Origin of the sequence: Sphingomonas sp. G-3-2-10 (assembly GCF_012927115.1) — a bacterium.
GTDB lineage: Bacteria > Pseudomonadota > Alphaproteobacteria > Sphingomonadales > Sphingomonadaceae > Sphingomonas.
This window is the reverse complement of record NZ_JABBFY010000001.1, coordinates 1,291,062-1,317,424: the sequence shown is the minus strand read 5'-3', so window position 1 is coordinate 1,317,424 and position 26,363 is coordinate 1,291,062. Positions and strand designations below refer to the sequence as shown.

Below are 26,363 nucleotides of genomic sequence, written 5' to 3'. Positions count from 1 at the left end.
GAAGCGTGTTCAAAGGTCTTAAGCCCATCATGTACGGTGGCCGTGAAGTCTGGCCGCTCGTCGAAGGGGGCAAGGGCGTCGCGGCGACCAACCACGCCAGCGCGGGTGCATGGGCTGCGGCAGGCGGCATCGGCACGGTCAGCGCGGTGAATGCCGACAGCTATGACGCCGAAGGCAAGATCATTCCCCAGATCTATCGCGCGCTTACCCGCCGCGAGCGGCATGAGGAACTGGTGGAATACGCGATCGAAGGTGCGGTCCAGCAGGTGAAGAAGGCCTATGAGATCGCTGGCGGCAAGGGCGCGATCAATATCAACGTGCTGTGGGAAATGGGCGGCGCGCAGCGGGTGCTGCACGGCGTGCTGGAGCGGACGCGCGGGATGGTGACCGGAGTCACCTGCGGCGCGGGGATGCCCTACAAGCTCAGCGAGATCGCGGCGTCGTACAACGTCAACTATCTGCCGATCGTCAGCTCCGGCCGCGCCTTCCGCGCGCTTTGGAAGCGCGCGTACAGCAAGGCGGCGGAATGGCTGGCGGCGGTGGTCTATGAGGATCCGTGGCTGGCGGGCGGGCATAACGGCCTGTCCAACGCCGAGGACCCGCTGAAGCCGCAGGATCCCTATCCGCGCGTCAAGGAACTGCGCGACGTGATGCGCGAGGGCGGCATTCCGGACAGCGTGCCGATCGTGATGGCCGGGGGCGTCTGGTATCTGCGCGACTGGAACAACTGGATCGACAATCCCGAACTGGGCCAGATCGTCTTCCAGTTTGGCACCCGTCCGCTGCTGACCCAGGAAAGCCCGATCCCGGAGACGTGGAAGTCGAAGCTGACGCTGATCGAGGAAGGCGAAGTGCTGTTGCACCGCTTCTCGCCGACCGGTTTCTATTCGAGCGCGGTCAAGAACCCGTTCCTGCGCAACCTAGAGGCGCGCAGCGAGCGCCAGATCGCCTATTCGACCGAGAGCGCGGGGGATCACACCTTCCAGCTCGACGTGGGTGTGAAGGGCAAGAATTTCTGGGTGACCCGCAACGACCTGCTGCGCGCGCGCGAATGGTATGGGCTGGGCTTCACCAATGCGCTGAAGACGCCGGACAACACGCTGGTGTTCGTCACCGCCGACGAGCAGCAGATCATCCGCAAGGACCAGGCCGACTGCATGGGCTGCCTGAGTCAGTGCGCCTTTTCGAGCTGGGCGGATACCGAGACCAACTCGACCGGCCGCCTCGCCGATCCGCGCAGCTTCTGCATCCAGAAGACGCTGCAGGACATCGCTCACGGCGGCCCCACCGACGAAAACCTGATGTTCGCGGGTCATGCCGCGTATAATTTCAAGAAGGACCCGTTCTATTCGAACGGCTTCGTCCCGACCGTGAAGCAGCTCGTCGATCGCATCCTGACCGGCGATTGAGCGTCAGCCGCTGCCGGTGAGCCGCCGATTGATGACCGCGAACACGCCAGCGAGGAAATCGTAGGTCAGCAGCGCCGTGACCGCAGCCCCGGCGGCCGTGGCGACGGTGATGGCGGCGAATTCCGCCAGGCGGCTGAGCGGGGTGGGGACATGCCCGGCTTTCGGGGAGGTTTCGGCCTGTAGTTGCGACGTCGCCGTGCGCGTTGCGCCGGCGCTGGGGGGAGCGGCCGGAGGTTTCGCTGTCCCGCGCAGCAGCGTGCGAATATCCAGAAGTGCCTCGGTACGAACGCCGAAGTACTTCTCGCGCACCCATACGACTCTGGAGATGATCGTTTCGGCCGCCTTGCGGAGTTCGATATAGCTACCCGGCCGCGGGGGATGGCTGGCCCACAACAACATGCCGTGCGCAGAAAGATTGTGAATCCAGACATGAGTCCAGCCCAGGTCCAGTCGCATCTGCGCATCGAGAACGATTTCCACCCGTTGTTCGCGTCGATGCATTTGAACCCCCAAAGCCCCGGTCGTGCCCATTTTCTCTGGACACCGGTTACCCTTGGCGTTCTGGCAGTTACCTGAAGGTTGGCCGAGATGGCGAAGGCGCTGTTAACTTTCTGCGCCGAAATGAAAAAATCAGGCTATTTCAGAGTGATCGTAGCCGGATGCTCGCTCGGACTAGGTAGTGGTACGTAACTCGTTACGGAGGCGTGCCAATGCCACTTTCGATCGTCGCGCATATGATTGCGAGTGTCAGGAACGTCGCCGTAATCAGCCAGGTGACGGCACGAGTCGCTCCACCGCGTGAAACAGGATCCGGCTGGATGACCTTCGGCGAGGTTTCGCGAACCGCAAAATCGACCGAAGTTCGGCCCGCAGCGAAACTTTCGTTCGCGGCCTTCAGCAGCGCGTTGAAGTTGAGCCGTTCGATCAGCCGCACGCCGAACGCCTTGCCCTTCACCCAGACCGTGCGGCCGACGAGGACGAGTGAGGATTTGCGGATCTCCACATAATCGCCGGGCTTGGGCGGGCGGCTGGCAAGGATCAGCATGCCGTGCGGCGAGATGTTGCGGATGGTGATGTCGGACCAGCAGTCGCGACCGCGCATCTGGGCCAGGACGATCACCGCCTGTCTCGATTCCCGCTGCTGCATGACACCCGCCCCCAAGTGATATTACCTAGGGGTAAATACTGAGTGATGCAGATTTCCGACATCTTACCGGACATGGTTAACCGGAGTCGAATGCCTCCGAACCGGAGTAAAACGACAGTCGTCGTGAAGTAAAAAGGCTCAGATCCAGCCTTCCAGGACCTGATCGGGGGGGCGGTCGCCGCCGGCCCAGACGCGGACATTGAGGATCACCTTGGCGCCCATCGCGTCGCGCGCCTCGAAGGTCGCGGAGCCGAGATGGGGGAGGACGATGACATTCTCCAGCGCGGTGAGGCGCGGATCGACCGCGGGTTCGCCGACGAACACGTCGAGGCCGGCACCGGCGATCCGGCCGGTTTCCAGTGCCATTGCCAGCGCCTCGGGATCGACGATCTCACCGCGCGCGGTGTTGATCAGCCAGCCATTGGGGCCGAGCAGGTCGAGGCGGCGGGCATCGATCAGAAATTCCGTCGCATCGGTATGCGGCGTGTGAATCGTCAGGATGTCGACGGTCTCGAGCATCGTATCGAGGCCGGGATGCCAGGTCGCGCCGAGCTGGGCCTCGAGCACTTCGGGCACACGATGGCGGCCGTGATAATGGATCTGCAGGCCGAAGGCGCGGGCGCGGGCGGCGACGGCCTGGCCGATGCGGCCGAGACCGAGGATGCCGAGCTTCTTGCCCCCGATGCGGTGGCCGCGCATCCCGGTGGGCTTCCACCCGGTCCATTCGCCCGCGCGGACCAGCTTGTCGCCTTCGACCAGACGGCGCGGCGCAGCGAGGATCAGCGCCATCGCAATGTCGGCGGTGTCTTCGCTCAGCACGCCGGGCGTATTGGTGACGGTGATCCCGCGCGCATGGGCGGCCTTGAGGTCGATATGATCGACGCCGGCGCCGTAATTGGCGATCAGCTTCAGCCGTTCGCCTGCGCCTTCGATCAGCGCTGCGTCGATATGGTCGGTGACGGTGGGCACGAACACGTCGGTATCGGCCATTGCGGCGGCAAGCTGTTCGCGGTTCATCGCGATGTCATCGCGGTTCAGCGACACCTCGAACAATTCGCTCATCCGAGCCTCGACCGATTCGGGCAGCGCCCGCGTGACGGTGACCTTGGGGTGCGAAGGGCGTGCCGGATGTGCCATTGCGGGCGGATTGGCCTTCCGCGAGGGCGCAGTCAACGGGTTGAAGGCGCGGGCGCGCTCGGGCTAGGGAATGACGGCAGTGTTTTTGCGAGGGGGCGAAATGCGTTTGTGGAGCTGGATCATCCTCGGCGCGGCGGCGCTGAGCCTGACCGTGCTCGACGCGGGCGAGGCCTGGGCGCAGCGCAAGCCGCCCTATTTCGCATCGATCGCGGCCGGCAAGGCGCGGATGCGCACCGGCCCGGGGCGCAATTATCCGGCAAGCTGGCTCTATCAGCGCGAGGACCTGCCGATCCGGGTGATCGACGTCTATGGCGAATGGCGCAAGGTGCAGGACCCGGACGGGACCGAAGGCTGGATGCAGGTCAACCTTCTGAGCGACACGCGCACCGCGATGATCGTGGGACGCGTGGCCGAGCTTCGCGCCCAGCCGCAATTCGGCGCGCGGGTCAACTGGCGCGCGGCGCCGGGTGTGGTCGGGCGGATCAGCCGGTGCCGGCAGGGCTGGTGCTATTTCGATGTGCGCGGGCGCGGCGGCTATGTCGAACAGAGCCATATCTGGGGGACCGACCCCAACGAAGTGGTGCCCTGACTCGAATCAGCGCTCTTCGGCGAGGAAATCCAGCGCGAACTGAACCGACGCTTCGTGCCCGGTGATCCGGAAATATTCGTTCCGGTCGCACACTATCCTGGCCACCAGCCACGCCATATAGCCGCGATAAAGGTTGTCGATGGGAAAGCTGTTGTCGATCTTCTGGCGATTGAGATTCCACGCGTTCCAGCCGCCACGGGTGAATGCGCGCGTGGTGCAGTCCATTCCGAAGGTCATCGTCCAGTAGCGATCGGGCGCACCGGCCCAGGCGACGACGCCGCGATAGGGCCGCTCCATTCCGGGCCGGGCGTCGCTGACGATCAGGATGATCTCGCGATTGTCCCTGTCGCGCGCGCTCATCACCGAGCGGGGCTGCATATCCTGCGCCGTGGCGGGCAGGGGCGCGGCGATCAGCGCAGCGGCAAGCATGGCCGGAAGCCGCGACAGCATGAAATTCCCCCCGTTTCGGATTCGCCGGTCTGGTCATCGTGCAGGTATCGAGCGGTTTGGCAACTCGCTATGACCGGGCAATGACGCTTGTCGACATCCTCAAATGGTCCGCCTCGATCAGCGGCGTGATAGCGGCACTGATGGTGTCGTTCGATCTCGGGCGGCGCGTGACGGGCTGGGGCTTCGCGCTGTTCGTCTTTTCCAGCATCTGCTGGATCGCGGGGGCCCTGATGTCGAGCGACGAGGCATTATGGTCCCAGAACCTCGCGCTGTTCGCGATCAATATCTTCGGCGTCTATCGCTACCTGATCCGCAAAAAGGCGCCCGAGACGCATGACGCCTGACTGGATCTGGCCGGTATTTCTCGGCGTGCTGGGCGCAGTGTTCGGCAGCTTCATCGCGACGATCGCGATCCGCTGGCCGCAGGAGCGTTCGTCGGCGGGGATGAACCGGTCCGAATGCGACAGCTGCGGCAGGACGCTGCGGGGGTTCGAGCTGGTGCCGCTGCTGAGCTTCGCCGCGCTGCGCGGGCGGTGCGCGCGATGCAATGCGGCGATCCCGGTCAGCCATTTTGTCACCGAACTGCTGGGACTGGCGATCGGCATGTCGGCGGGGCTGGTCGCGCCGGGACCGGAGGGCGCGGCGGGGGCGGTGTTCGGCTGGCTGCTGCTTGCGCTGGGCGCGCTCGATCTGGCGGCGTTCTGGCTGCCCAACCTGTTTACCGGCGCGCTGGCCGCGACGGGGATCATGACGGCCTTTTCGGGCTTCGCGCCGCCGGTCGAGGATCGGCTGATCGGCGGGATCGCCGGCTTCGCTTCGTTGATGCTGGTGGCGGCTGCCTATCGCGGGCTGCGCGGGCGCGAGGGGCTGGGCGGGGGCGATCCCAAGCTGTTCGGCGCGATCGGATTGTGGCTCGGTTGGCAGGCGCTGCCGATGGTGCTGCTGGCGGCGTGCATGGTCGGGCTGGGCGCGGTCGCCGCTTTGAGGCTTGGCGGAAAGCCGATGGGGATGCAGGATCGGCTTCCGCTGGGCGTGATGCTGGCAGCGGCGGCATGGGTCACATGGCTCGGCCAGGCATATGAGAGGATGGCTTGATGCGGGATATTCTCGAGCGGCAGCGCAAGGCGTTCATGGCCGAACTGCCCGTGCCGCTGGACGTGCGCCGCGACCGGCTGAAGCGTGCGGTGGCGATGGTGACCGATCATGCGGACCGTTTCTGCGACGCGCTGAGCGAGGATTTCGGGCATCGCAGCCGCGAGCAATCGATGATCACCGATATCGGCGCGTCGATCGGGCCGCTGAAGCACGCGATGAAGAAGATGGCGGGCTGGGCGAAGGCCGAGCGCAAGCCGGTGATGTTCCCGCTGGGCCTGCTCGGCGCGAAGGGCAGCGTCGAATATCAGCCCAAGGGCGTGGTCGGCGTGATCGCGCCGTGGAATTTTCCGGTCAATCTGGTGATGAGTCCGCTCGCCGGCATCTTCGCGGCGGGCAATCGGGCGATGGTGAAGACCAGCGAATATACGCCTGCCGTCGCGGCCTTGTTCGAGGAAGTGGTCGGCCATTATTTCGCGGTCGAGGAACTGGCGTTCGTCAGTGGCGGGCCGGAAGTGGGCAAGGCGTTCGCCGAATTGCCGTTCGATCATCTGCTGTTCACCGGCGCGACCGGAATCGGCAAGCATATCCTCCATGCCGCCGCCGATAACCTCACGCCCGTCACGCTGGAGCTGGGCGGCAAGTCTCCGGTGATCGTCGGCCGCAGCGCCGATCTGGCGCAGGCCACCGAGCGGGTGGTGATGGGCAAGATGATGAACGCCGGGCAGATTTGCCTCGCGCCGGATTACATGCTGGTCGCCGCGGAACAGGAAGACGAAGTGATTGCGGGGCTGACCAGGGCAGCCTCGACCTTCTACCCCTCGATCCTCGCCAATCCCGATTACACTGCGGTGATCAACGACCGGCATTATCAGCGCCTGACCACCTGGATCGACGATGCCCGCGCGCGCGGCGCCGATGTGATTACGGTCAATCCGGCGGGCGAGGATTTCGCCACCTCGAACTCGCGCAAGATGCCGCTGCACATCATCCGCGGTGCGACCGACGACATGACGGTGATGCAGGAGGAGATTTTCGGGCCGATCCTGCCGGTGCGGCGATACGACACGATCGAAACCGCGGTGGAGGAAGTGAACCGGCGCGACCGGCCGCTGGCGCTCTATTATTTCGGCAAGGATGCGACCGAGCGCCGCCGCGTGCTCGACCGGACGATTTCGGGCGGGGTGACCACCGACGATGTGATCTTCCACGTCTCGATGGAGGAACTGCCGTTCGGCGGCATCGGCCCGTCAGGCATGGGCGCCTATCACGGCGAAGCGGGGTTCAGGACGTTCAGCCATGCGCGCAGCATCTATCGCCAGCCGAAAATCGACGTGGCGAAGCTGGCCGGGTTCAAGCCGCCTTATGGTGCGGCCACTCGCAAGGCGATCGCGCGTCAGATGAAATAGGGTTCTCCGGGCGAAGAGCGCCGGGCGGAGACGATGTAGGGGGAAAGCCTTCCGCCCGGCGCTCCCCGATTCGTCCTCCTAGAGGGGGAGGTGGAGGACGAAAAAAAACGGCCGCCCCGAAGGGCGGCCTTTGAAAGGTTTAGGAGAGGATGCCTGAAAGGCACGTGCTTTGTGCACCGCAGCAGATGATTCCGCAAGTGCGTAATGTTACCGGTAGCATTGCAGTTTTTGCAATCGTCGGTTGCGTTCAGCGTTGTGCCGATTCCACGCGGTAATGGATCGGCTTGAAGCTGCCGCCGTTCGAATCCGGCGCGGAGCAGGCGGTGAGGCCGATGATGAGATCCATCTCCGCGCGCAGCTTGATATGGTCGCCGGCCTTGCTGATCGGGGGCAGCACCTTGAGTTCGCCGGTTTCGCCATCGACCGGCACGTTCATGAAGCAGTTGAAGGCGGTGGGGATACGGTCCGGGCCGATGCCATAGGGCTCCAGCGCGGCGGCGAGATTGCCGAAACAGCCGCGATGCGGAGGCAGGTCCTTGTAGAGCAATCGGAAGGTATCTGCGGAGCAAGGGGTCAGCAGGAAATCGTGGCGGCCGACCCTATCCTCTATGATTTCCAGCATCACGTTCGACCGGTTCGACCAGAGCTTGTCGCCGGTGGTGAGATAGATGCGCGAGGCATAATCGAGCGTGCGGCCCGACGAGATGGCTTCGTCCACGTCATCGGCGTTGAACGCGAGCAGATCGGCGACCTGCTCGCCGCGCGGATCGATCACGGTGAGGGTTTCGCCACGGGCGAGCCGGAAGGCGGTGCCGCTGCGTTCGGGGATTTCGATCGTGTCTATCGTTCGTCTCCGGAATAGCTGAACGGGCAGCGCCAGCTTTCGTCCACCATGCGCCCGCTATACTGGCGCGCTTCGCTGGCTTCGCCGTGGCGGGCGAGCATGGGGTTGCGGTCGCCGGCCAGCGCTTCGTCGCGGATCAGGATCTTTTCGCGCAGGCCCTCATATTTGCCGGCTTCGCGCAGCTGCTCGAACTGATCGTGCAGGTTGAAGACCATCGCTGGGCGATCGAAGCGGCGGGCGGGGCGGCTGGCATGGGGATGCAGGCCGACGACGAAGAAGGCTTCGCCGCCGAAGCTGAGCGAGAAATGCAGGTTGGCGGGATCGGGGCTGACCGCCGGATCATAATCCTGTCCGCGCCACACATCCTTGTCGGACAGCGACTGGACGCGGGACCAGAGCGCGGCTTCGAACGCGGCTTCGTCGAGATCGCAGGGGCCGTCGAACACCACGGCGAAGCTGCGGAACAGCGTCTTGTCCTGCGCATAGGCCCAGGCGAAGTGCATCAGCCGGTCATGGATGCGCAGATCGTCCCACGCGCTGTCGATGCGGTTGCAGGCGAGCACTTCGAGCGTGCCGCGCGCGAGCGCCGATTTGGCGCCGACGCACGGAAAGGCCGCGTCCCGGACGTGATCGAAAAGAAGCGCCTCCAGCTGGTCGTGCGCTTCGTGTTTCCATTGGAACATGTTAACTCGCGGAAATGGGGTTGTTTTATTGTCGCCCTTCGTCGCGGTACTACGTTCCGTGAAGGGCAGGGTTCCATCACTGCGTTGCATTGGCGCACGCGAGGTTCCACGGTGAACGCATGACTACGCTGAAGCTCGATCAGTTCCTGCCCTATCGCCTGTCGATCGCGTCCAACGCGATTTCGGATGCGATCGCGACGGCCTATCGCACGCTGTTCGGGCTCAAGATTTCGGAATGGCGGCTGGTCGCCGTGCTGGCCGAGGGCGGGGCAATGAGCCAGCAGGCGCTGTGCGGGCGGACGCGGATGGACAAGGTGACGGTCAGCCGCGCCGCGATCGCGCTGGCCGATCGCGGGCTGGTGGAGCGTGCACCCAATCCAGAGGACCAGAGATCCCACCTGCTTGCGCTCAGCCGCGCAGGCTGGGCGCTTTACGAACAGATCGCCCCCAAGGCGCTGGAGATGGAGCGGCGCATTTTCGAGGGGATCGACGAAGCCGAACTCGCGCGCTTCAGCGAGATGCTCGACCGGATCGAAGCCGGGGTCGAGGCGCTCGACCGCTGAAGGTTCCGCCAGTTGTCGCGCCAAATGATGCACTTGGCGCATGTTTTGGAGCCAAATCGTGTTTGGGCCGTTACGCAGCGGGGATGTCCGCTATACGGACAGCCGAGGGAGGCGTGCGGGTCGTTTGAAAGGGGTTGGTGTGAAAGGGGTTTGCGCTGCGCTGTTGGCCGGCGTGGCGTTTCTACCGGGGGTGGCGTGCGCGCAGATCGCGTCGCCGGGCCAGCCGGGACAGGGCGCGCCCATGCCTGCTCCAACACCGCCGCCTGCCGAGAGCCAGCCGCAGGACGAAACCATCGTTCCGGATGACGTGTTCGAAGCTGCGATGCCGCCGATCGGCGACGATATCGACGCGCCGCTTACGCCGATCACCCCCACGCCCGGCGCGACTGAGTCCAGCGCGAGTGCGCTCGAGCGGTTGACCGCGGCGCTGGAAGGCAAGCTGGAAGCGATCAAGCAGGAAGAACCGGAATTCGCGCAGGCGTTGCCGCCGCTTTCGGAGTTTGCGCTGGCGCCACCCGCGGAGATCGAAGGCGTGAAGGACGGCAAGACCGTCGTTCTGTTCTACGAATGGGAAGTCGACGGGCTGGACGCGATCGGCGCCGAAGACCGGTTCCGCGAACTCTCGGCGCTGCGGCGTGGCAAGGGCAAGGCGGCGAATTCCGCGATGGTCTCCGCTCGCGCGGCCGAGGATGAGCGGCTGGCGCTGCGGCTGATGCAGTCGCTGGGCTATTATGACGCGACCGCGATCTCGACGATCGAGCAGCGCCCGCAGAATTCGGGCCGGCTGGCGGCGGTGATTACCGCGACGCCGGGACCGCTCTATCGCATCGGCACGATCGATGTGGTCGCCGATCCGACCGTGCCTGCCGACCTGATCCTGCGCGAACTGCCGCTCAAGACCGGCGATCCGCTGGAGGCCGACCGGGTGCAGGGCGCGGAAGCCAATGTGAGCCTGCGCCTGCCGCAACAGGGCTATCCCTTTGCGCAGGTGGGCGAGCGCGACATCCTGCTCGACGAGGTCGCCTATACCGGCGACTATACGCTGCCGGTCGATGTCGGGCCGCGCGCCAGCTTTCGCGGGTTCCAGACCGAAGGGCGCCGCCAGGTGTTCGGGGTCGATCATATCGCGGTGCTTGCCCGCTTCCGCCGTGACCAGCTTTACGACAGCCGCCATGTCGACGATCTGCGTGAGGCGCTGATTGCGACCAGCCTGTTCTCCACCGTCTCGGTCGAACCGGTGCGAACGGGCGAGAAGGGGCCGGACGGCACCGAATATGTCGACCTGCTCGTGCGCCAGACCGCCGGGCGGCCCCGCACCCTGGCGGGCGAGCTGGGCTACAGCACCGGGCAGGGCATCAGGCTCGAAGGGAGCTGGACGCACCGCAATCTGTTCCCGCCCGAAGGCGCACTGATCGCATCGGGCGTGATCGGCACCAGCGAGCAGGGGGCGAGCGTGACATTCCGCCGCTCGAACTGGCGCCAGCGCGACCGGACGCTGACGCTGGGCCTGTCGGTCAATCGCAGCAATTTCGATGCGTACGAGTCCTTCACGGGCAGCTTCTCCGCGCGCATTTCGCGCGATTCCACGCCGATCTGGCAGAAGCGCTGGACCTATTATTACGGGCTGGAAATCGTCGGGTCGAACGAGGACCGGTTCAACTTCAACCGCGGCGTACGCGATCGCGGCACCTATTTGATCGGCGCGCTTCCGGCATTTCTCGGCTACGATACCTCGGACAATCTGCTGAACCCGACGCGCGGGTTCCGGATCAAGGCCAATGTCAGCCCCGAGGCATCGGTACGCGGCGCGGCGCGGCCCTATGCCCGGCTGATGGTAGAAGGCACGGCCTATTATCCGGTGACGCCGAGCATCGTGATCGCCGGGCGCGCCCGCGTCGGATCGATCCCCGGCATCGACCGCGACGACCTCGCGCCGTCGCGGCGCTATTACGCGGGCGGCGGCGGATCGGTGCGCGGCTTCGGCTATCAGGAACTCGGCCCCCGCTCGCCCGACGGCAAGCCGGTTGGCGGACGCAGCCTCGCCGAGTTCGCGATCGAAGCACGGTATCGGTTCGGCAACTTCGGGATTGTACCGTTTATCGATGCGGGACAGGTGTATGAGGGCCTGTATCCGACCGGCAAGAATATCCGGTTCGGCGCCGGAATCGGCGGTAGATTCTACACCAATTTCGGTCCGCTTCGCGTCGATGTCGCTACGCCGATCAACCGGCAGCAGGGTGAGTCCCGCATTTCGCTCTACATCTCGATCGGGCAGGCGTTCTGATGGCTCCCGATACGCCCGAGCAGGCCCCCGCCACCGAGACCGAGACGGTCACCGTCGTCGAACGGCGGCCGGTGTGGCAGCGCGTCGCCAAATGGGTGGCGATCACGCTGGTGGCGATCGCGCTGATCCTCGGCGCGACGCTGCTGGCGATCAACACCGGGCCGGGCAGGGCATTCGTCGCGCGGCAGATCAGCAACTATACGATGGCGTCGGGCCTCAACATCCGCGTCGGCCGGATCGACGGATCCCTGTACGGCGCAATGGTGCTGCGCGACGTCGAGGTGCGCGACAGCAAGGGCGCATTCGCCACCGTGCCCGAACTGGCGATGGACTGGCGGCCTTTCCAATATCTGTCCAACCATGTCGATGTCCGTTCGCTTACCAGCCCGCTGGTGAAGCTCGACCGGCTACCCGCGCTCAAATCGACGACCAGCGATCCCAACGCACCGCTGCTGCCCGACATCGATATCGACATCGGCAAGATCGACATCGCCCGGATCGAGATCGGCACTGCGGTGACCGGCAAGCGCCACATCGCGAAGCTGGCGGGCAAGGCGCACATCTCGGGCGGGCGAGCGCAGATCGACGCCAATGGCGGCACACTGAGCGGGCCGGGGATCGCCGGCGGCGACCTGCTGGCGGTGAAGCTCGACGCGGTGCCCGATCAGGACAAGCTCGACATCGACATGCGGCTGAACGCGCCCGCCAACGGCCTGGTCGCCGGGCTGGCGGGGGTGGATCAGCCGCTGACCTTCTCGATCACCGGCGACGGCAGCTGGAAGAACTGGAAGGGGCAGGCGGTCAGCACGCTGGGCGGCGCCGAACTCGCCGATCTGGCGATCACCGCGAAGGACGGCACCTATGCCGTGCGAGGGATCGCCAATCCGGGCCTGTACATGAAGGGGGCCGTCGAGCGGCTGGCGTCCCCCAATCTCGACATCGCGCTCGATCTCGCCTGGGCGGATCGCAAGGCGGATACCAAGCTGCACCTTCGCTCCAGCGCGCTCGACGTGACCGCCGAAGGTCTGCTCGACTTTGCGGGCAACAGCTTCGGCAATTTCCGCACCGAAGCGGTGCTGCTGACTCCCGGCGCGATCGCGCCCAACCTGGTCGGCCGCGACGTGCGTTTCGCGATGCTGCTCAACGGCCAGTTCGCGCGGCCGATCGTTGATTACAAGCTGCAGGCCGCAATCCTCGGCTTCGGCGAGATCCGGGTCGAGAAACTGTTCGCCGAGGGCAAGGCGCGGGTCGATGCCGATCGCATCCTGGTGCCGATCACGGCCAAGGCCGCGCGGGTATCGGGGCTGAACGAAGCGGCGGGCGGGCTGGTGACCAATCTGACGGTGCAGGGCGACCTCGCCATTTCGGGCGACCAGTTGCTGTCCGACAATCTCAAGCTCAAGTCCGACCGGGTCGACGCCACAGCGGTGATTGCCGCCGATCTGGGCAATGGCCATTATGCCGGCGCGCTGAAGGGGCGGGTCAACGATTACGAGATCGACGGCGTGGGCGTGGTCAACCTGACCACCGACGCCGAGCTCTATGCGGCACCCGGCGGCGGCTGGGGCATTCGCGGCCATGTCGCGGGCACCAGCACGCGCATCTTCAGCGACGGGGTGCGCACCTTCCTGGGCGGCAATGCCGCCGCTACCGCCAAGGTCGGGTTCGACCAGAACGGGATCGTCACCTTCAGCGAATTGCGGCTGAACGCGCCCGAATTCCGCATCACCGGCGGATCGGGACGATACGACACCAACGGCACGCTGCTGCTCAACGCCGATGGCTATTCGGAGCGCTATGGCCCGATCACCGCGCGGGTTACGGGATCGCTGACCGCGCCCGTAGTGGCGCTGCGCGCGCCGCGTCCGGGTGTCGGCGTCGGTCTCGTCAATCTCGAAGCACTGGTGAAGGGCAGCCCGAGCGGCGCCTATGCGATCGATGCGAAGGGCGACACCGATTATGGGCCGTTCACCGCGAATGTGCTGGTGCAGACCGGTAACGCGCTGACGATCGATATCCGCAGCGGGCGTTTTGCGGGGATGGACGTGACCGGAAAGCTGCAACAGGTCCCGGCGGGGCCGTTCGCAGGGCGGCTCGATTTCGTCGGATCGGGCGTGACCGGCAATGCGCTGCTTTCGGCTGAGGGCAATATCCAGCGCGCCGATTTCGACGCGCGAGCGAACAATGCGAAAATCCCGGGCGTGGCGGAGCTGAGCATCGGGCGTGCGATCATCCGCGGCAATGTGCTGCTGAAGGACACGCCGGAGATCACCGCCGACGCGCAGGTCGCGGCGATGCGCAGCGGCGGTTTCACGGTCAAGACCGCGCGAGTGAAGATCGACTACAAGGGCGGCAGCGGGACGGCGCAGGCCTATCTCGACGGATCGTCGGGGGTGCCGTTCAAGGTCGCGGCCAATGCCCTGTTCCGGCCGAAGGAATGGCTGGTCGCGGTGGACGGCAAGGGCGGCGGCGTCGGTTTCCGCACGCCGAAGGACGCGCCTGCCCGGATCACCTTCGAAGGATCGACCTACAAGCTGATGCCGACGCGCATCGCCTTCGATCGCGGCAGCGCGCGGATCGCCGGCACCTATGGCGCGGGCCTGACTTTCCAGACGCGCGTCGACAGCATGGATCTGGCGCTGGCCAATGTTTTCATCCCTGGCTTGGGCATCGGTGGCACGGCGACGGGCAGCCTCGATTTCTCGCAGCCCACGCCGAGCAGCTTCCCCACCGCCAATGGCCGGATCGAGATTTCGAACTTCACCCGGGCCAGCCTCGCGCAGGTCTCGGTGCCGGTGAACATGGTCTTCATCGGCAAGCTGACCCAGGATGGCGGCGATGCCCGCGCGCTGATCCGGCGCGGCAATACGACCGTGGGCCGGATGGTCGCGACGCTCAGCCCGCTGGGGCCGAGCGCGGGAAGCTGGCAGGAGCGGCTGCTTGCCGCGCCGCTTTCGGGCGGGGTGCGCTATAACGGTCCGGCGGCGGTGATCTTCTCGCTCGCCGGGTTCGCCAACCAGCAGGTGGACGGACCGATCGGGATCGCGGCGGACTTTTCCGGCCGGGTGCGCGCGCCCGATTTCTCGGGCGTCGTCCGCGCGAGCAACCTGACCTATGAGAACGAGACCTATGGCACGCGCCTGTCGAAGCTGAGCATCGATGGCCGGTTCAATGACGACAGCCTGATCATCGACAGCATGAACGCCGTTGCGGGATCGGGCACGGTCAAGGCCAGCGGGACGATCGGCCTGTCTTCCGACGCGGGCTTCCCGATGAACATCACCGCCGATCTCGACAATGCCCGGCTGGCGCGCAGCGACGCGCTGTCGGCCACCGCGACGGGCAAGATCACGATCACCGGCGGCCCGAACGGGGGCAAGATCGCGGGTACGCTCGATATCCCCAACGCCCGCTACGAAGTGATCCGCCAAGGCGCGGCCGACGTGGCCGAGCTGACCGGCGTGCGGCGCAAGAGCGACGTGTTCAAGACGCCCGAGCAGCGCGCGCAGGCGGCGGCGATGGGCCGGTTCGATCTCGACCTGCGTATCCGGGCCGAGAACGAGCTGTTCATCAACGGCATGGGGCTGGAATCCGAATGGCGCGCCAACATCTTCGTGCGCGGCACTTCGGCCAGTCCGCAGATCACCGGCAACGCGACGCTGGTGCGCGGGACCTATGAATTCGCGGGCAAGCGCTTCACCGTCAATCGCGGCACGATCCGTTTCGGAGGGGGCAACACCTACAATCCGACGATCGACATCAGCGCGACGACCAATGCCGAGGGCGTGACCGCGATCCTGAACATCACCGGCACGGCGCAGGCGCCGCGCATCGCCTTCACCTCCACCCCCGCGCTGCCGCAGGAGGAAGTGCTGTCGCGCATCCTGTTCGGCAGCACGGTGACCAACCTGTCGGCGACCGAAGCGATCCAGCTTGCCGCTTCGCTCAATGCGCTGCGCGGATCGGGCGGCGGATTGAACCCGCTCGGCCAGCTGCGTTCGGCGGTGGGCATCGACCGGCTGCGCATCCTCGCCGCCGACGACACCAGCGGCCGGGGCACGGCGCTGGCGGCGGGCCAGTACATCACCGACGACATCTATGTCGAAGTGATCACCGACGCGCGCGGCTTTACCGCCACCCAGCTCGAGATCGCGCTGAGCCGGGCGCTGTCGATCCTGTCGCAGACGGGGTCGTTCGGCGGATCGAGCGTGAGCATCCGCTACTCGCGGGATTATTGATCCGGCAGGGCCGCGAGATGCGCGCCGATCCGATCGACCGTTTCGCCGATGCGAGTGACGTCCCACGGACGGCTCAGCGCGAAGACCGGGATGGTGCGCGCGAGGGTGAGGCAGGTCTGGAAATGGCGCTGCGGATCGCCGAGGATCGGGATAAATGCGCCGCGATAGGTGTTGTGGACCAGCGCCGGCAGCCCCGCGCTTGCGCCGAGCGGACGCATCGCGAAATCCGTCTCGCCGCCATTTTCGAGAATATAGATCGCGCCGAGCGGCAGGGGCGCTTCGGCCTGGGTGGCGAGAGTAGGGACGATATATTTGTCCATGCCATCGAACGCCGCGTCGAGCGTCTCCGCATCGCGGCCACTGCGCTCAACCGCATCGCGCCATAGCCGCACGCGCGGAATGCCGGGCTGGACCTCGAAGCAGGAGGCTGCGGGCGTGACCACGCAGATGTCGTCGCTGAGCAGCGGGTGGCCGGCATCGTGGAACGCGGCGGCGAGCGTCGACTTGCCCGCGCCGGACTTGCCGACGAACGCGACCGCGAACCCGCCCATGTCTACGGCGTTGGCGTGAAGCGGAAGGATGCCGCGTTGATGCAGCAGCGCGCCAATCGCCGATCCGAGCAGGAACAGCCGCAAGTTGCGCTCGGTCGCGCCCGGTGCGCGCTCGATGGTGATCGCGCCGGGAGCGATGCCGTATCGCCCGACTTCGGGGACTTCGAGCACGCCGCCGGGCGCGCCGCGCGACAGTCCGGCGGCGCGGGGGAGCGATTTCGATTCCGCGACCGGGCCGAAGCCGACCGTTACGTCGGGCGGGCCGGGGGACTCGACCTGACGAAGTTCCGGCAGCGAAAGTGCGGATTCGATGACGAGCCCGAACAGTGCGTAGCGATGTGTGCCGCTCATTCTCCGGCCCGGATCCGCATCCACGGAGCCGCTTGCGATCCGCGCGGCTGCCTCCCCGGTCCCATGACGGGGCACGGCGCGGTTTCCATCATTGAGCCAGGATGGGCTGCCGCCGCCATGTGATCCTCCGAACAATGTGGCTCCGTCGCATATAGATCGAGGCGTTCCAAGTCGTTGGCCATGCTTTCATTATTGAGCACTTGAATCAGTGCGACAAATTGCGGTAAGTTGCTGCGACAATTTCAGGGGAGCTTGTATGACTGACTCGCGCAATATGCCGAAGCGCACTGCCCAGCGCCTGGACCGCGCCGTGTGGCAGCGTCCGGAAGTGCGTCGTGTTCGCGCCGGTGGCGCCGAAACCACGACCGACAGCTTCGCGGACGACGTCGTCTTCTCCTGATCGCGCGACGCTTTAGGGCGTCCCGTTTTCGGACAGATTTACCCGCCGGCTTCGGGCCGGCGGGTTTTTCTATTTGTGCGGCAGCGAGCCGGGGTTGCGTGGCGATTCCCTGCCGGACTGGCTGCGCGTGCGATGATGGCGCGGGCACGCGCATCGTGAGAGGCTGAATGTCGGCGCTGGCGGGAGTCTGGAGTTTCGGCGGATCGGATGCAGGCGCGCGGTGCCGCCGCGTCCTCGACGCCCAGCGCATCTACGGCCCCGATGCGAGCGACCTGCGCGACGACGGCGCGGTCGCGATGGGCCGCAATCTCTTCGAGACGCTGCCCGAGGATCGCTTCGACGCGCAGCCGCTGCGCAGCGGCGATGGACAATACCTGCTGGTCGCCGATGTGCGGCTCGACGATCGCACGGGGCTGGCCGAGGCGCTCGGGATCGATCCGGGCGATGCGGGCCGGATGTGCGACGCGGCATTCGTGCTGGCGGCGTGGGAACGCTGGCGGGGCGATTGCTTCGACTACCTGTATGGCGACTATGCCTTTGCGGTGTGGGACAGCGAGCGGGCGGAACTGACGCTCGCGCGCGATGCGATGGGCGGGCGGCCGCTACATTATCACCGCGGCGGCGATTTCGTGGCGTTCGCGTCGATGCCCAAGGGCCTGCACGCGCTGGCCGAAATTCCCTATGCCCCGGACGAGGAGCGGGCGCTCGAATTCCTCGCACTGCTTCCCGAGACCGGGCCACGCAGCTTCTTTGTCGGGATCGACCGGGTCGAGCCTGGGCATGTCGTCACGATTGGCCGGAACGGGATCGAGACGCGGCGGCATTGGCAGCCCGACACGACGCCGCTGACGCTTGCCGACGAGGAAGCCTATGCCGAAGTACTGCGCGGGCATTTCGATCGCGCGGTCGCGGCGCGGCTGCGGGGCAGCGAGCGCGCGGTGGGTGCGCATCTGAGCGCGGGGCTGGACAGTTCGGCGGTGGCGACGACCGCCGCGCGGCTGATGGCCGGCGCGGGCGGGCAGGTGACGGCCTTCACCTCGGTGCCGCGCAAGGGCTATGACGGACCGCTGCCCGCCAACGCGATCGGCGACGAGAGCGAACTGGCGGCGCTGACCGCGGCGATGCATCCCAATATCGAGCACGTGCTGGTGCGCCCCGACGCGCGCAACGTGCTGGACGATCTGGATCGGGACTTCTTCCTGTTCGAACGGCCGCTGGCCAATGCGCATGTCCAGCAATTCTGGAAGCGGATCAACGTGGCGGCGGCCGAGCGGAAGCTGCGCGTGGTGCTGCATGGCACGATGGGCAATCTTTCGATCAGCTATGACGGGATCCACCTGTTTGGCGAACTGGCTGCGAAACGGCGGTTTCTGCGCCTGTTCCGCGAGGGCCGCGCGCTGGTGAAGGCGAAACGCGGGCGCTGGACGGGCGTGCTGGCCCAGGCGTTCGGCGAGAAGATCCCGCGCCGGCTATGGGTTGCGCTGCGGCGATGGCGGGAAGGGGCGACGATCGACATCGGCACCTATACCGCGATCCGGCCGGACCGGCTCGCCGCGATGATCGAGCGGGGCGCCGAACGCGGGTTCGACACCGCGATGCGCAGGCGAGCGGACGGGGTGGCGGCGCGGCTGCGTACGCTGCACCGGATCGACATGGGCAATAACGGCAAGGGCTGGATCGCGGGCTGGGGGATCGACATGCGCGATCCGACGGCGGACCGGCGGCTGATCGAATATTGTCTGCGGGTGCCGACGGAACAGTTTCTGGTGAAGGGCGAGTTCCGCGCGATGGCGCGGCGTGCCTTCGCCGACCGTATTCCCGCCCGCGTGATCGCCGAGCGGCGCAAGGGGCGGCAGGTGATCGACTGGCATGAAGGGCTGAGCGGCGCGCGCGCGCGGCTGCGCGAGGAGATCGATCGGCTGGAGCAGGTGCCCGAAGCGGTGGCCGCGCTCGATCTGGACCGTATGCGGCGGCTGGTGGACGCCTGGCCGGAAGACGGCTGGGAAAGCCAGCAGGCGGCGGTGGACTATCGCTTCGCGCTGCTGCGCGGCGTGGTCAGTGGCCAGTTCATGCGCAAGGCGACGCGCAGCAACGCCTGAAGATACGAAAGGGGGCGCGGCGCCCGGAAGCGCCGCGCCCCGATATCGTCGGCGAATGGCTTACTGCGCCGCGACGGTGCCGGTGAAGGTGCCGTCGGTGCCGTTGCCATTCAGCAGATTGGTGGCGGGCGAGTAGCTGAACAGGCCCGACGGCGCGATGGCGCCCGCCGCGAGAACGCCGAACGAGCTGTTGTTCGAGATCGTCGAATTGCCGACGCGAGCCGTCGCCTTGGGGCCGTTGGTCACGATGCCGATCGAGTTACCCGAAACGTCGCTTCCGTTCACTACCACCTTGATGTTCGAACCGCTGGCTGGCCCCACTAAGGCGATGCCCGCGCCGCCATTGCCGGTGGACGTGGTGTTGGTGATCGACGCGGAAATACCCGCTGCGCTGGTGTTGCCGTTCGAGTTGAACAGGATGCCGTTATTGTGGCTGTCGAACACGCGCGAGTTGGTGATGGTCACGGTCGCTGCGCCGTTTGCGCCGGTCGGCTGGACGATGATGCCTGCACCGACGCTGCCGGGCGCTCCATTGCCGTTCAGCGACACATTATCGACCAGCAGCCGTGCCGGCGTGCTGGGTGTGAACGCGATGCCGCTGCCGTTGCTGGGATCGCGGAAGCCGCGGATCGTGCTGTTGCGCACCGTGAGAGAAGCGCCCGAGACGAACCATACGCCACGGATGCCGGGGCTGGTCTGGGTGAAGCCGAGGCCTTCGATGTTCAGGCCGCTCAGCACGACATGGACAGTGCCCGCACCGGAGTCGTTGATGATGATCCCGTTCTGCCCCGCGACGAGGACGCCGCCGTCCGACCAGTCGCAGAGGATCGTCATCGACTTGGTGATGGTCACCGCGCCGAAGCCGCCCGGATCGAGACAATCCATTTCGCCGCCTGCTGCGGTTTTCGAGATCGCGCCCGCCCAGGTACGGCACGGCGCGGTGCGGCTGCAGGGATTGGCGTCGTCGCCCACGCCCGAAACGAACGTACGCGTCGCCTGTGCATTGGCGGCGGTCGGCGCCATGAACGCTGCCGTTCCCGCGACCGCAGCTGCGGTCATAAGATGACGTATAGTGAGCTTGATCATGCCAGAATCCTCCCGTTGCCTTCAAAAAATTGGAGGTAGGATAACTCTGGTACGGGTCAGAAACAAGAAATTCAGTTAACCACGCAATGGTTTGACTTTTAAAGATTTATATATTTCCAGATGGCGACGACGGATCGGATTTCCTCGCGTCGGCATCGGGATTGACGCCAATCCGGTGCAATTCTCGGCAGCCGAGCAGCGGAAACGAAGAAGGGCGCGGTACCCCGTGGATGCCGCGCCCTTCGTTCGTATCGCTGCGGCTTATTGCAGCGGAACGGTGCCCGAGAAGGTGCCGTCGGTGCCGTTGCCGGCCAGACGGTTGCTGGCGGGCGAGAAGGACAGGATGCCCAGGCCTGCGCCCGCGCCGACTGCCTGCACACCGGTGGTGTTGTTGGTGATCGTGGTGTTGCCGACGCGGATGGTCGCGGTGGCGCCGCTGGTCAGGATGCCCCAGGTCGAGTTGTTCGCGATCGTCGAATTGACGATCATGATCTTCGCCGAGGTGGTTGCAGCCGGCGTGACGATCGAAGCGCCGGTCTTGTTGCTGCTGAGGGTCGAGCCGTCGATCGTGACCGCAACGCCCGAGCCGGTGTTGCCGTTGGTGCTGACGCTGACGCCGAGATTGTTGTTCAGCACGACGCGGCTGTTGGTGATCACCACCGCAGCCGATCCGGTGCCCGTGGGCTGGATCAGGATGCCCGCGCCGGTGGTCGTGGTGCCGTTGGTCGTGATGGTGGAGCTCTCGACGAAGAGCTTGGAGTCACCCGAGGGCTGGAACGAGATGCCATTACCGTTCGGGCCGGCACCGTTGAAGTTGCGGATGGTGGTGTTACGGACGTGCAGCGAGCCACCCGCGAGGAAGCGGATGCCGTTCAGACCCGATGCACTGACGGGCGCACCGTTGATGTCGAGGCCGCTGATGAAGACCACCGCATCGGCGGGAGCATTGACGACGATGCCGTTGGTGCCACTGGCCAGAACGCCGGCTTCCACGTCGTCGCACATGATCATGATCGATTTGGTGATCGTCACGGCGCCATAGGCACCCTGATCAATGCAGTTGATCTCGCCGCTGGCCGCGGTCTTCGAGATGGCTCCGGCGAAGGTCTTGCACGGTGCGGTGCGGCTGCACGGATTGGCGTCGTCGCCCACGCCCGAAACCCAGGTGCGTGTCGCCTGCGCATATGCCGTGGCCGGCGCCATGAACGCGGCCGATCCCATGACCGCCGCAGCAGCCATTACGTGTCGCATATTGATCTTAGCCATGCCCGAATCCTCCCGTTTGCCTTCAAAAATTCGGCGGAAAGTAACTCTGGTACGATGCAGAAACAAGGCAATCGGCTAAGAATATATCAAATTGATTTGTATCAGTTTATTTGCGTCAGGGACGCAATCAACCGGTCTATTTCGCTGGCGTCGCTATAGTGGCACAGACCAACGCGCAGCAGACCGCCGCGTTCGGCCAGACCAAGCCGGTCAAGCACTTCCACCGCATAGAAATGCCCGGCCCAGGCATAGATTTCGCGCGACGCGAGATGCGCGGCGATCGCATCGGGACTGTGTCCCTCGATGGTGAAGCTGAAGGTCGGGACGCGGCCCTCCATCGTCGGCGGGCCCCAGAGCTTCAGGCCGGGGATGGTCGCGAGACCGGCGAGCAGGCGCGTGCCGAGATCGTGCTCATAAGCCGTCGCCGCCCGCATCGCCGCGATCAGGCGGGTGCGGCGGCTGTTCACCTGCGGATCGACTTCGCGGCCGAGCCATTCGAGATATTCGATGGTGCCGAGTACCCCGGCCTGCCCCTCGAAGCTGGGCGTTCCGCTTTCGAAGCGATGCGCGCCTTCGTTGCCCGCCGGGCGGACCTTATAGGCTTCGATCCCTTCGACCGTCTCCGATCTCGCCCACAGCACGCCCTGATGCGGGCCGAAGAATTTATAGGGCGAGCAGGCGAGGAAATCGGCGTCGAGCGCGACGACATCGGTGACGAGATGCGGGACCGACTGGACGGCATCCACATAGACCAAGGCCGGCGAGTGCGCGCGGACATGGCGGATCGCGGCCTCGACCGGGTTGATCGTGCCCAGCGCGTTGCTGGCCATGCCGAGCGCCACGAGGCGAGTGCGGGGGCCGAGCAGGGCGGGGAGGTCTTCCGCACTCCAGCGGCCGGTATCGGGATCGAAATCGAGCCAGCGGACCGTGACGCCTGCATCGCGCGCGGCAAGCAACCAGGGGGCGACATTGGCGTCGTGATCGAGCCGGGTCAGTACGATCTCGTCGCCCGCCGTCCAGGTCCGCGCCAGCGCGCGCGAGACGGCGAGCGTGAGCGAGGTCATGTTCGGGCCGAATGCGATCTCCTCCGGCCGCCCGCCGAGCAGATCGGCCATCGCGGCATGGGCTTGGTCGCTCAGCGCGTCGGTTTCGATCGAGGTGCGGAACGGGCCGCCGGCATTGGCGGTGCCGCTTTCGAGATGCGCGACCATCCGGGCGATTGCGGGCGCGCAGGCCTGGGTGCCGCCGGGCGCGTCGAAATAGACACGCGGCAATCCATCGCTGCCGGGTTGATGGAGCGCCTTGAATTGCGCGCGGACCGCGTCGATGGGAAAGCTCATATGCAATGTCTAATGCTGGAAAAGAGGACTCGGCAATGATCCGCACCGGAGTGATCGGTTACGGCCTTGGCGGCATGGCGTTTCATGCGCCGCTGATCGCTGCCGTACCTGAGCTGGAGCTGGCGGCGATCGCCACGTCGCGAGTCGATGCGGTGCGCGAGCGCTATGCCGATGTCGCGGTGACCGATGCGGCGACACTGATCGCCGATCCCTCGATCCAATTGGTGGCGATCTCGACGCCCAACGACAGCCATTTCCCGCTGGCGAAGGCTGCGCTGGAAGCGGGCAAGCATGTCGTCATCGACAAGCCGTTCGTGAATTCGATCGAGGACGGCGAAGCGCTGATCGCGCTGGCGGCGGAGCGCGGGCTGGTGCTGAGCGCGTTTCACAATCGCCGCTGGGATGCCGATCTGCTGACCGTGGCGAAGCTGCTGGAGAGCGGGCGGCTCGGCGATGTACGCCTCGCCGAGTTCCGCTGGGACCGATATCGCCCCGAAGTCAGCAGCTTATGGCGCGACAAGCCGGGCGTGGGATCGGGGATGCTGGCCGATCTGGGACCGCATCTGATCGATCAGGCATTGCTGTTGTTCGGCATGCCCGAGGCGCTGAGCGCCGACGTCGCGGTGCAGCGCGATGGTGCGGTGACCGACGATTATTTCGAGATCATTTTCCACTATGGCGTCCGGCGCGTGATCATGGCGGCGTCGCGCCTGATCGCGGCGGCTCGTCCGCGGTTCGCGCTGCACGGGACGAAGGGCGGGTTCGTGAAGCATGGCCTCGACCCGCAGGAGCCTTCGATGAAAATCGGCGGCAGCCCGAATGCGCCCGACTATGGCGTCGAGGATCCGGCCAATTACGGCGTCCTGACGCTGGGCGACGGGACGCGCGAGACGGTCCCGTCCGAGCGGGGCGATTATCGCTGCTATTATTCGGGCATCGGCCGGGCGATCGCCGACGGCACGCCGGCGCCGGTGAGCGCGGCGGATGCCGTGGCGGGTCTGCGCATCATGGCGCTGGCCCGCCAGAGTTCTGCGGAGGGGCGGCGGATCAGCCTTTAGGCTTCCACGTCGCGGGCAGGGTCTGCGCGGGCAGGGTAACGGTCACCTTCTGTTTGATGTCGCGCGAGGAGGCGGCGAGCATCACCTCATAGGTGCCGCCAGCGATCTTCCACGAATGGCTGGCGCTGTCCCAGGTCGCGAGCAGGCGCGGGTCGATGGTCAGCGTCGAAGTGCGCGATGCGCCCGGCGCGAGATCGACGCGGGCGAACCCGCCCAGCCGCTTCGGCGCTTCCCAGCCCGTGCCGCCGACATAAACCTGCGCCACCTTCGCGCCCGCGCGCGGGCCGGTATTGGCGACGGTGAAGCTTACTTCGATGCTGCCGCCCTTCGCGCGGGCGGACAGGCCGTCGAGGCGGAAGCTGGTGTAGGACAGGCCGTGGCCGAAGGGGAATTGCGGGTCGAGCCCCTTTGCGTCGTACCATTTATAGCCGACCGTCGCGCCTTCGCTGTAGATCGTGTCGCCGCGGTTGGGGACCGAAGGCTTGGCCAACTGATCGAGCGAGCGCGGGAAGGTGACGGGCAGATGGCCCGACGGGTTGGTCTTGCCGAACAGCAGGTTGGCGATGGCGTCGCCGCCACGCGTGCCGGGATACCAGGCGGCGAGGATCGCGCCGACATTGCCGGCCCAGGGGGCGAATACCGGACCGCCAGTCTCCAGCACAACCACCGTCTTGCGGTTCGCGCCAGCCACCGCCGAGATCAGGCCGTCCTGATTGTCCGCCAGCGTGAGCGACACGTCGAACGCCTCGCCGGCCCATTGGGTCGCGAAGACGATGGCGACGTCGCTTTCGGCTGCCAGCTTCGCCGCCGCAGCGGGATCCTTGCCGTCGATAAAGGTGACAGTGGCGTTCGGCGCCTGCTTGCGGATCGCGTCGAGCGGGGCGTTGGGATAGTACATCACCGGTCCTGGCCAGCTGGTCGGGATGATGCCGGGCACGGCGTTGCCGCCGACGGGATAGACCAGCGACGATCCGCCACCGGCCAGCACGCCCTTGTCGGCATGGCCGCCGATCACCGCGATCGACTTGACCGTTGGCGACAAAGGCAGGAGCGCGCCTTCGTTGCGCAGCAGCACCGTGCCTTCCTCGGCATCGACGCGGGTGATCTCGGCATGGGCGGCCAGCATGTCCGGGCGAAGATCGAGCGGCGCATCGGTCACCGGATGCTCGAACAGGCCGTGGGCGAACATCGCGCGGAGGATGCGGTGCGCCATCTCGTCGAGCCGCGCCATCGGCACCTCGCCCTTCGCCACGGCTTCTGCGAGCGGCTTGCCGAAATAGGGTTCCTTGTCGAACGGCCAGCCCGAATCCTGGTCGAGCCCGGCATTGGCGGCAGGCGCAGTCGAATGGGTCGCTCCCCAGTCCGACATCACATAGCCCTGCCAGCCCCAGTCGCGGCGGAGCACGTCGGTGAGCAGCCACTTGTTCTCGCAAGCGTGGGTGCCGTTGACCTTGTTGTAGGCGCACATGATCGAGCCGGGCTTCGCGCGTTCGATCGCGAACTGGAACGCCAGCAGATCCGACATGCGCGCATCGGCATCGCCGATGATCGAATTGCCGGTGTCGCGATCGGTTTCCTGATCGTTGATCGCATAATGTTTGATGGTCGCGACGATGTTGTTCGACTGGATGCCGCGCACCTGTTCGCCGACCATCACGCCGGCCAGCCACGGATCCTCGCCGCCATATTCGAAGTTCCGGCCGTTGCGGGGCTCGCGCATCAGATTGACGCCGCCGGCGAGCATCACGTTGAAGCCCGAGGCGCGGGCCTCGCGTCCGATCATCTCGCCGCCCTGAAAGGCGCGGGCGGTGTGCCAGGTCGCGGTGGTGGCGAGGCCGGAGGGGAGGGCGGTGCGCCCGCGCTTGCGGTCCGCGCCGCCCTGGCTGGCGACGCCGACGCCGGCATCGGTCTGCCACTGGGCGGGGATGCCGAGCCGGGGGATGGCGGGGACATAGCCCGCGCTGCCCTGACGCGCCTCGGGCGGGGCCTTGTAGTTCTTGGGCGGGAAATCGGTGCCGAAATAGCCGAAGACCAGCGTCAGCTTCTCTTCGGTGGTCATCTGCGCGACGATCAGCTCCGCGCGCCGATCGGGCGAGAGCTTCGCGTCCATCCACGGATGGGCGGCGGGTGCGGTGCTGGTTTCCACCGAAGGATTTTGCGCGGGGGTGCAGCCGGCGGCAAGCGCGACGGCGAGACCGATCATCGGCCCCGCGAAAATGCGGTTCTTCATCACCTTCTCCCAATGCCCCCGTCTGTCCAGTTTCCTGTGCGGGATTTGTCAGCGTTGTCAGATGGCTTCTTATCGTGCACAAGGCTTGAGCGCCAGTGGGTCCGTGCAAGCGACTCCGGCGACGAGCAGGGAGAGAG

22 protein-coding genes are annotated in these 26,363 nt (G+C 66.0%); 11 read left to right on the top strand and 11 right to left on the bottom strand.

Features of this window, described 5'->3' with window-relative positions; genetic code table 11:
* Positions 1-5 precede the first annotated feature (5 nt).
* On the top strand, positions 6-1,409 hold the full coding sequence (locus HHL13_RS06620) for a nitronate monooxygenase (RefSeq protein WP_169554921.1): 1,404 nt from the start codon (positions 6-8) through the stop codon (positions 1,407-1,409).
* A gap of 3 nt (positions 1,410-1,412) precedes the next feature.
* Here HHL13_RS06620 and HHL13_RS06615 read toward each other — a convergent pair whose 3' ends face one another.
* The 3 genes from HHL13_RS06615 to HHL13_RS06605 form a co-directional block, all read right to left on the bottom strand.
* Entirely contained in the window at positions 1,413-1,910 is a 498-nt protein-coding gene (locus HHL13_RS06615; protein WP_169554920.1) for a PilZ domain-containing protein, read from the bottom strand.
* A 193-nt stretch (positions 1,911-2,103) separates the two neighbouring features.
* On the bottom strand, positions 2,104-2,556 hold the full coding sequence (locus HHL13_RS06610) for a PilZ domain-containing protein (RefSeq protein WP_169554919.1): 453 nt from the start codon (positions 2,554-2,556) through the stop codon (positions 2,104-2,106).
* A 138-nt stretch (positions 2,557-2,694) separates the two neighbouring features.
* Positions 2,695-3,693: a D-glycerate dehydrogenase gene (locus HHL13_RS06605; protein WP_169554918.1), complete on the bottom strand. Its 999-nt coding sequence runs from the start codon at positions 3,691-3,693 to the stop codon at positions 2,695-2,697.
* 100 nt (positions 3,694-3,793) lie between these two features.
* Here HHL13_RS06605 and HHL13_RS06600 point away from each other — a divergent pair, with 100 nt between their 5' ends.
* Positions 3,794-4,282 carry an SH3 domain-containing protein gene (locus HHL13_RS06600; protein ID WP_169554917.1) on the top strand — a complete coding sequence of 163 codons (489 nt, stop codon included), beginning with the start codon at positions 3,794-3,796 and terminating at the stop codon, positions 4,280-4,282.
* Between the two features lie 6 nt (positions 4,283-4,288).
* On the opposite strand, the gene HHL13_RS06595 is transcribed toward HHL13_RS06600, so the two are convergent.
* Entirely contained in the window at positions 4,289-4,732 is a 444-nt protein-coding gene (locus HHL13_RS06595; RefSeq protein WP_169554916.1) for a hypothetical protein, read from the bottom strand.
* An 80-nt stretch (positions 4,733-4,812) separates the two neighbouring features.
* On the opposite strand from HHL13_RS06595, the gene HHL13_RS06590 reads away from it, so the two are divergent.
* From HHL13_RS06590 to HHL13_RS06580, 3 genes are read left to right on the top strand one after another with little or no spacing between them, the layout of a single operon-like run.
* Positions 4,813-5,076, top strand: coding sequence for a hypothetical protein (locus HHL13_RS06590; RefSeq protein WP_169554915.1), 264 nt, complete (start codon positions 4,813-4,815; stop codon positions 5,074-5,076).
* The gene (locus tag HHL13_RS06585) at positions 5,066-5,827 is read left to right on the top strand and encodes an A24 family peptidase (RefSeq protein WP_169554914.1); all 762 of its coding nucleotides are present in this window, start codon (positions 5,066-5,068) and stop codon (positions 5,825-5,827) included. Before HHL13_RS06590 ends, HHL13_RS06585 begins: the two co-directional genes overlap by 11 nt.
* A complete protein-coding gene (locus HHL13_RS06580; RefSeq protein WP_169554913.1) occupies positions 5,827-7,233 on the top strand; it encodes a coniferyl aldehyde dehydrogenase in 1,407 nt (468 codons plus the stop codon). The genes HHL13_RS06585 and HHL13_RS06580 overlap by 1 nt, the downstream gene beginning before the upstream one ends.
* Before the next feature lie 247 nt (positions 7,234-7,480).
* On the opposite strand, the gene HHL13_RS06575 is transcribed toward HHL13_RS06580, so the two are convergent.
* Together HHL13_RS06575 and gntA are read right to left on the bottom strand one after the other, a co-directional pair.
* Positions 7,481-8,077: an urea carboxylase-associated family protein gene (locus tag HHL13_RS06575; RefSeq protein ID WP_169556801.1), complete on the bottom strand. Its 597-nt coding sequence runs from the start codon at positions 8,075-8,077 to the stop codon at positions 7,481-7,483.
* Positions 8,074-8,760 carry a guanitoxin biosynthesis heme-dependent pre-guanitoxin N-hydroxylase GntA gene (gene gntA, locus HHL13_RS06570; RefSeq protein WP_169554912.1) on the bottom strand — a complete coding sequence of 229 codons (687 nt, stop codon included), beginning with the start codon at positions 8,758-8,760 and terminating at the stop codon, positions 8,074-8,076. Before gntA ends, HHL13_RS06575 begins: the two co-directional genes overlap by 4 nt.
* A 119-nt stretch (positions 8,761-8,879) precedes the next feature.
* Between gntA and HHL13_RS06565 the strand changes: the two genes are divergently transcribed.
* From HHL13_RS06565 to HHL13_RS06555, 3 genes are all read left to right on the top strand, one after another.
* Positions 8,880-9,323, top strand: a complete 444-nt coding sequence (locus HHL13_RS06565) for a MarR family transcriptional regulator (protein ID WP_169554911.1) — start codon at positions 8,880-8,882, stop codon at positions 9,321-9,323.
* A gap of 172 nt (positions 9,324-9,495) precedes the next feature.
* Positions 9,496-11,607, top strand: a complete 2,112-nt coding sequence (locus HHL13_RS06560) for a BamA/TamA family outer membrane protein (protein ID WP_346775489.1) — start codon at positions 9,496-9,498, stop codon at positions 11,605-11,607.
* A complete protein-coding gene (locus HHL13_RS06555) occupies positions 11,607-15,845 on the top strand; it encodes a translocation/assembly module TamB domain-containing protein (protein WP_169554909.1) in 4,239 nt (1,412 codons plus the stop codon). Before HHL13_RS06560 ends, HHL13_RS06555 begins: the two co-directional genes overlap by 1 nt.
* Here the strand turns inward: HHL13_RS06555 and HHL13_RS06550 are convergent.
* Positions 15,839-16,747: a hypothetical protein gene (locus HHL13_RS06550; protein ID WP_169554908.1), complete on the bottom strand. Its 909-nt coding sequence runs from the start codon at positions 16,745-16,747 to the stop codon at positions 15,839-15,841. The two genes, HHL13_RS06555 and HHL13_RS06550, sit on opposite strands and share 7 nt — an antisense overlap.
* A 256-nt stretch (positions 16,748-17,003) precedes the next feature.
* On the opposite strand from HHL13_RS06550, the gene HHL13_RS06545 reads away from it, so the two are divergent.
* A complete protein-coding gene (locus HHL13_RS06545) occupies positions 17,004-17,147 on the top strand; it encodes a hypothetical protein (protein WP_169554907.1) in 144 nt (47 codons plus the stop codon).
* 167 nt (positions 17,148-17,314) lie between these two features.
* Positions 17,315-19,246 carry an asparagine synthetase B gene (locus HHL13_RS06540; protein WP_169554906.1) on the top strand — a complete coding sequence of 644 codons (1,932 nt, stop codon included), beginning with the start codon at positions 17,315-17,317 and terminating at the stop codon, positions 19,244-19,246.
* A 60-nt stretch (positions 19,247-19,306) separates the two neighbouring features.
* On the opposite strand, the gene HHL13_RS06535 is transcribed toward HHL13_RS06540, so the two are convergent.
* The 3 genes from HHL13_RS06535 to HHL13_RS06525 form a co-directional block, all read right to left on the bottom strand.
* On the bottom strand, positions 19,307-20,332 hold the full coding sequence (locus tag HHL13_RS06535; RefSeq protein ID WP_169554905.1) for a right-handed parallel beta-helix repeat-containing protein: 1,026 nt from the start codon (positions 20,330-20,332) through the stop codon (positions 19,307-19,309).
* Positions 20,333-20,593: 261 nt separating this feature from the next.
* The gene (locus HHL13_RS06530) at positions 20,594-21,598 is read right to left on the bottom strand and encodes a right-handed parallel beta-helix repeat-containing protein (protein WP_169554904.1); all 1,005 of its coding nucleotides are present in this window, start codon (positions 21,596-21,598) and stop codon (positions 20,594-20,596) included.
* A 101-nt stretch (positions 21,599-21,699) separates the two neighbouring features.
* Positions 21,700-22,938 (bottom strand): cysteine desulfurase-like protein, encoded by a 1,239-nt coding sequence (locus HHL13_RS06525; protein ID WP_169554903.1) that lies wholly within the window; start codon positions 22,936-22,938, stop codon positions 21,700-21,702.
* A gap of 35 nt (positions 22,939-22,973) precedes the next feature.
* On the opposite strand from HHL13_RS06525, the gene HHL13_RS06520 reads away from it, so the two are divergent.
* Positions 22,974-23,996, top strand: a complete 1,023-nt coding sequence (locus HHL13_RS06520; protein WP_169554902.1) for an oxidoreductase — start codon at positions 22,974-22,976, stop codon at positions 23,994-23,996.
* Here the strand turns inward: HHL13_RS06520 and HHL13_RS06515 are convergent.
* Positions 23,986-26,226, bottom strand: coding sequence for a glycoside hydrolase family 3 C-terminal domain-containing protein (locus tag HHL13_RS06515; protein WP_169554901.1), 2,241 nt, complete (start codon positions 26,224-26,226; stop codon positions 23,986-23,988). The two genes, HHL13_RS06520 and HHL13_RS06515, sit on opposite strands and share 11 nt — an antisense overlap.
* Between the last annotated feature and the right edge of the window lie 137 nt (positions 26,227-26,363).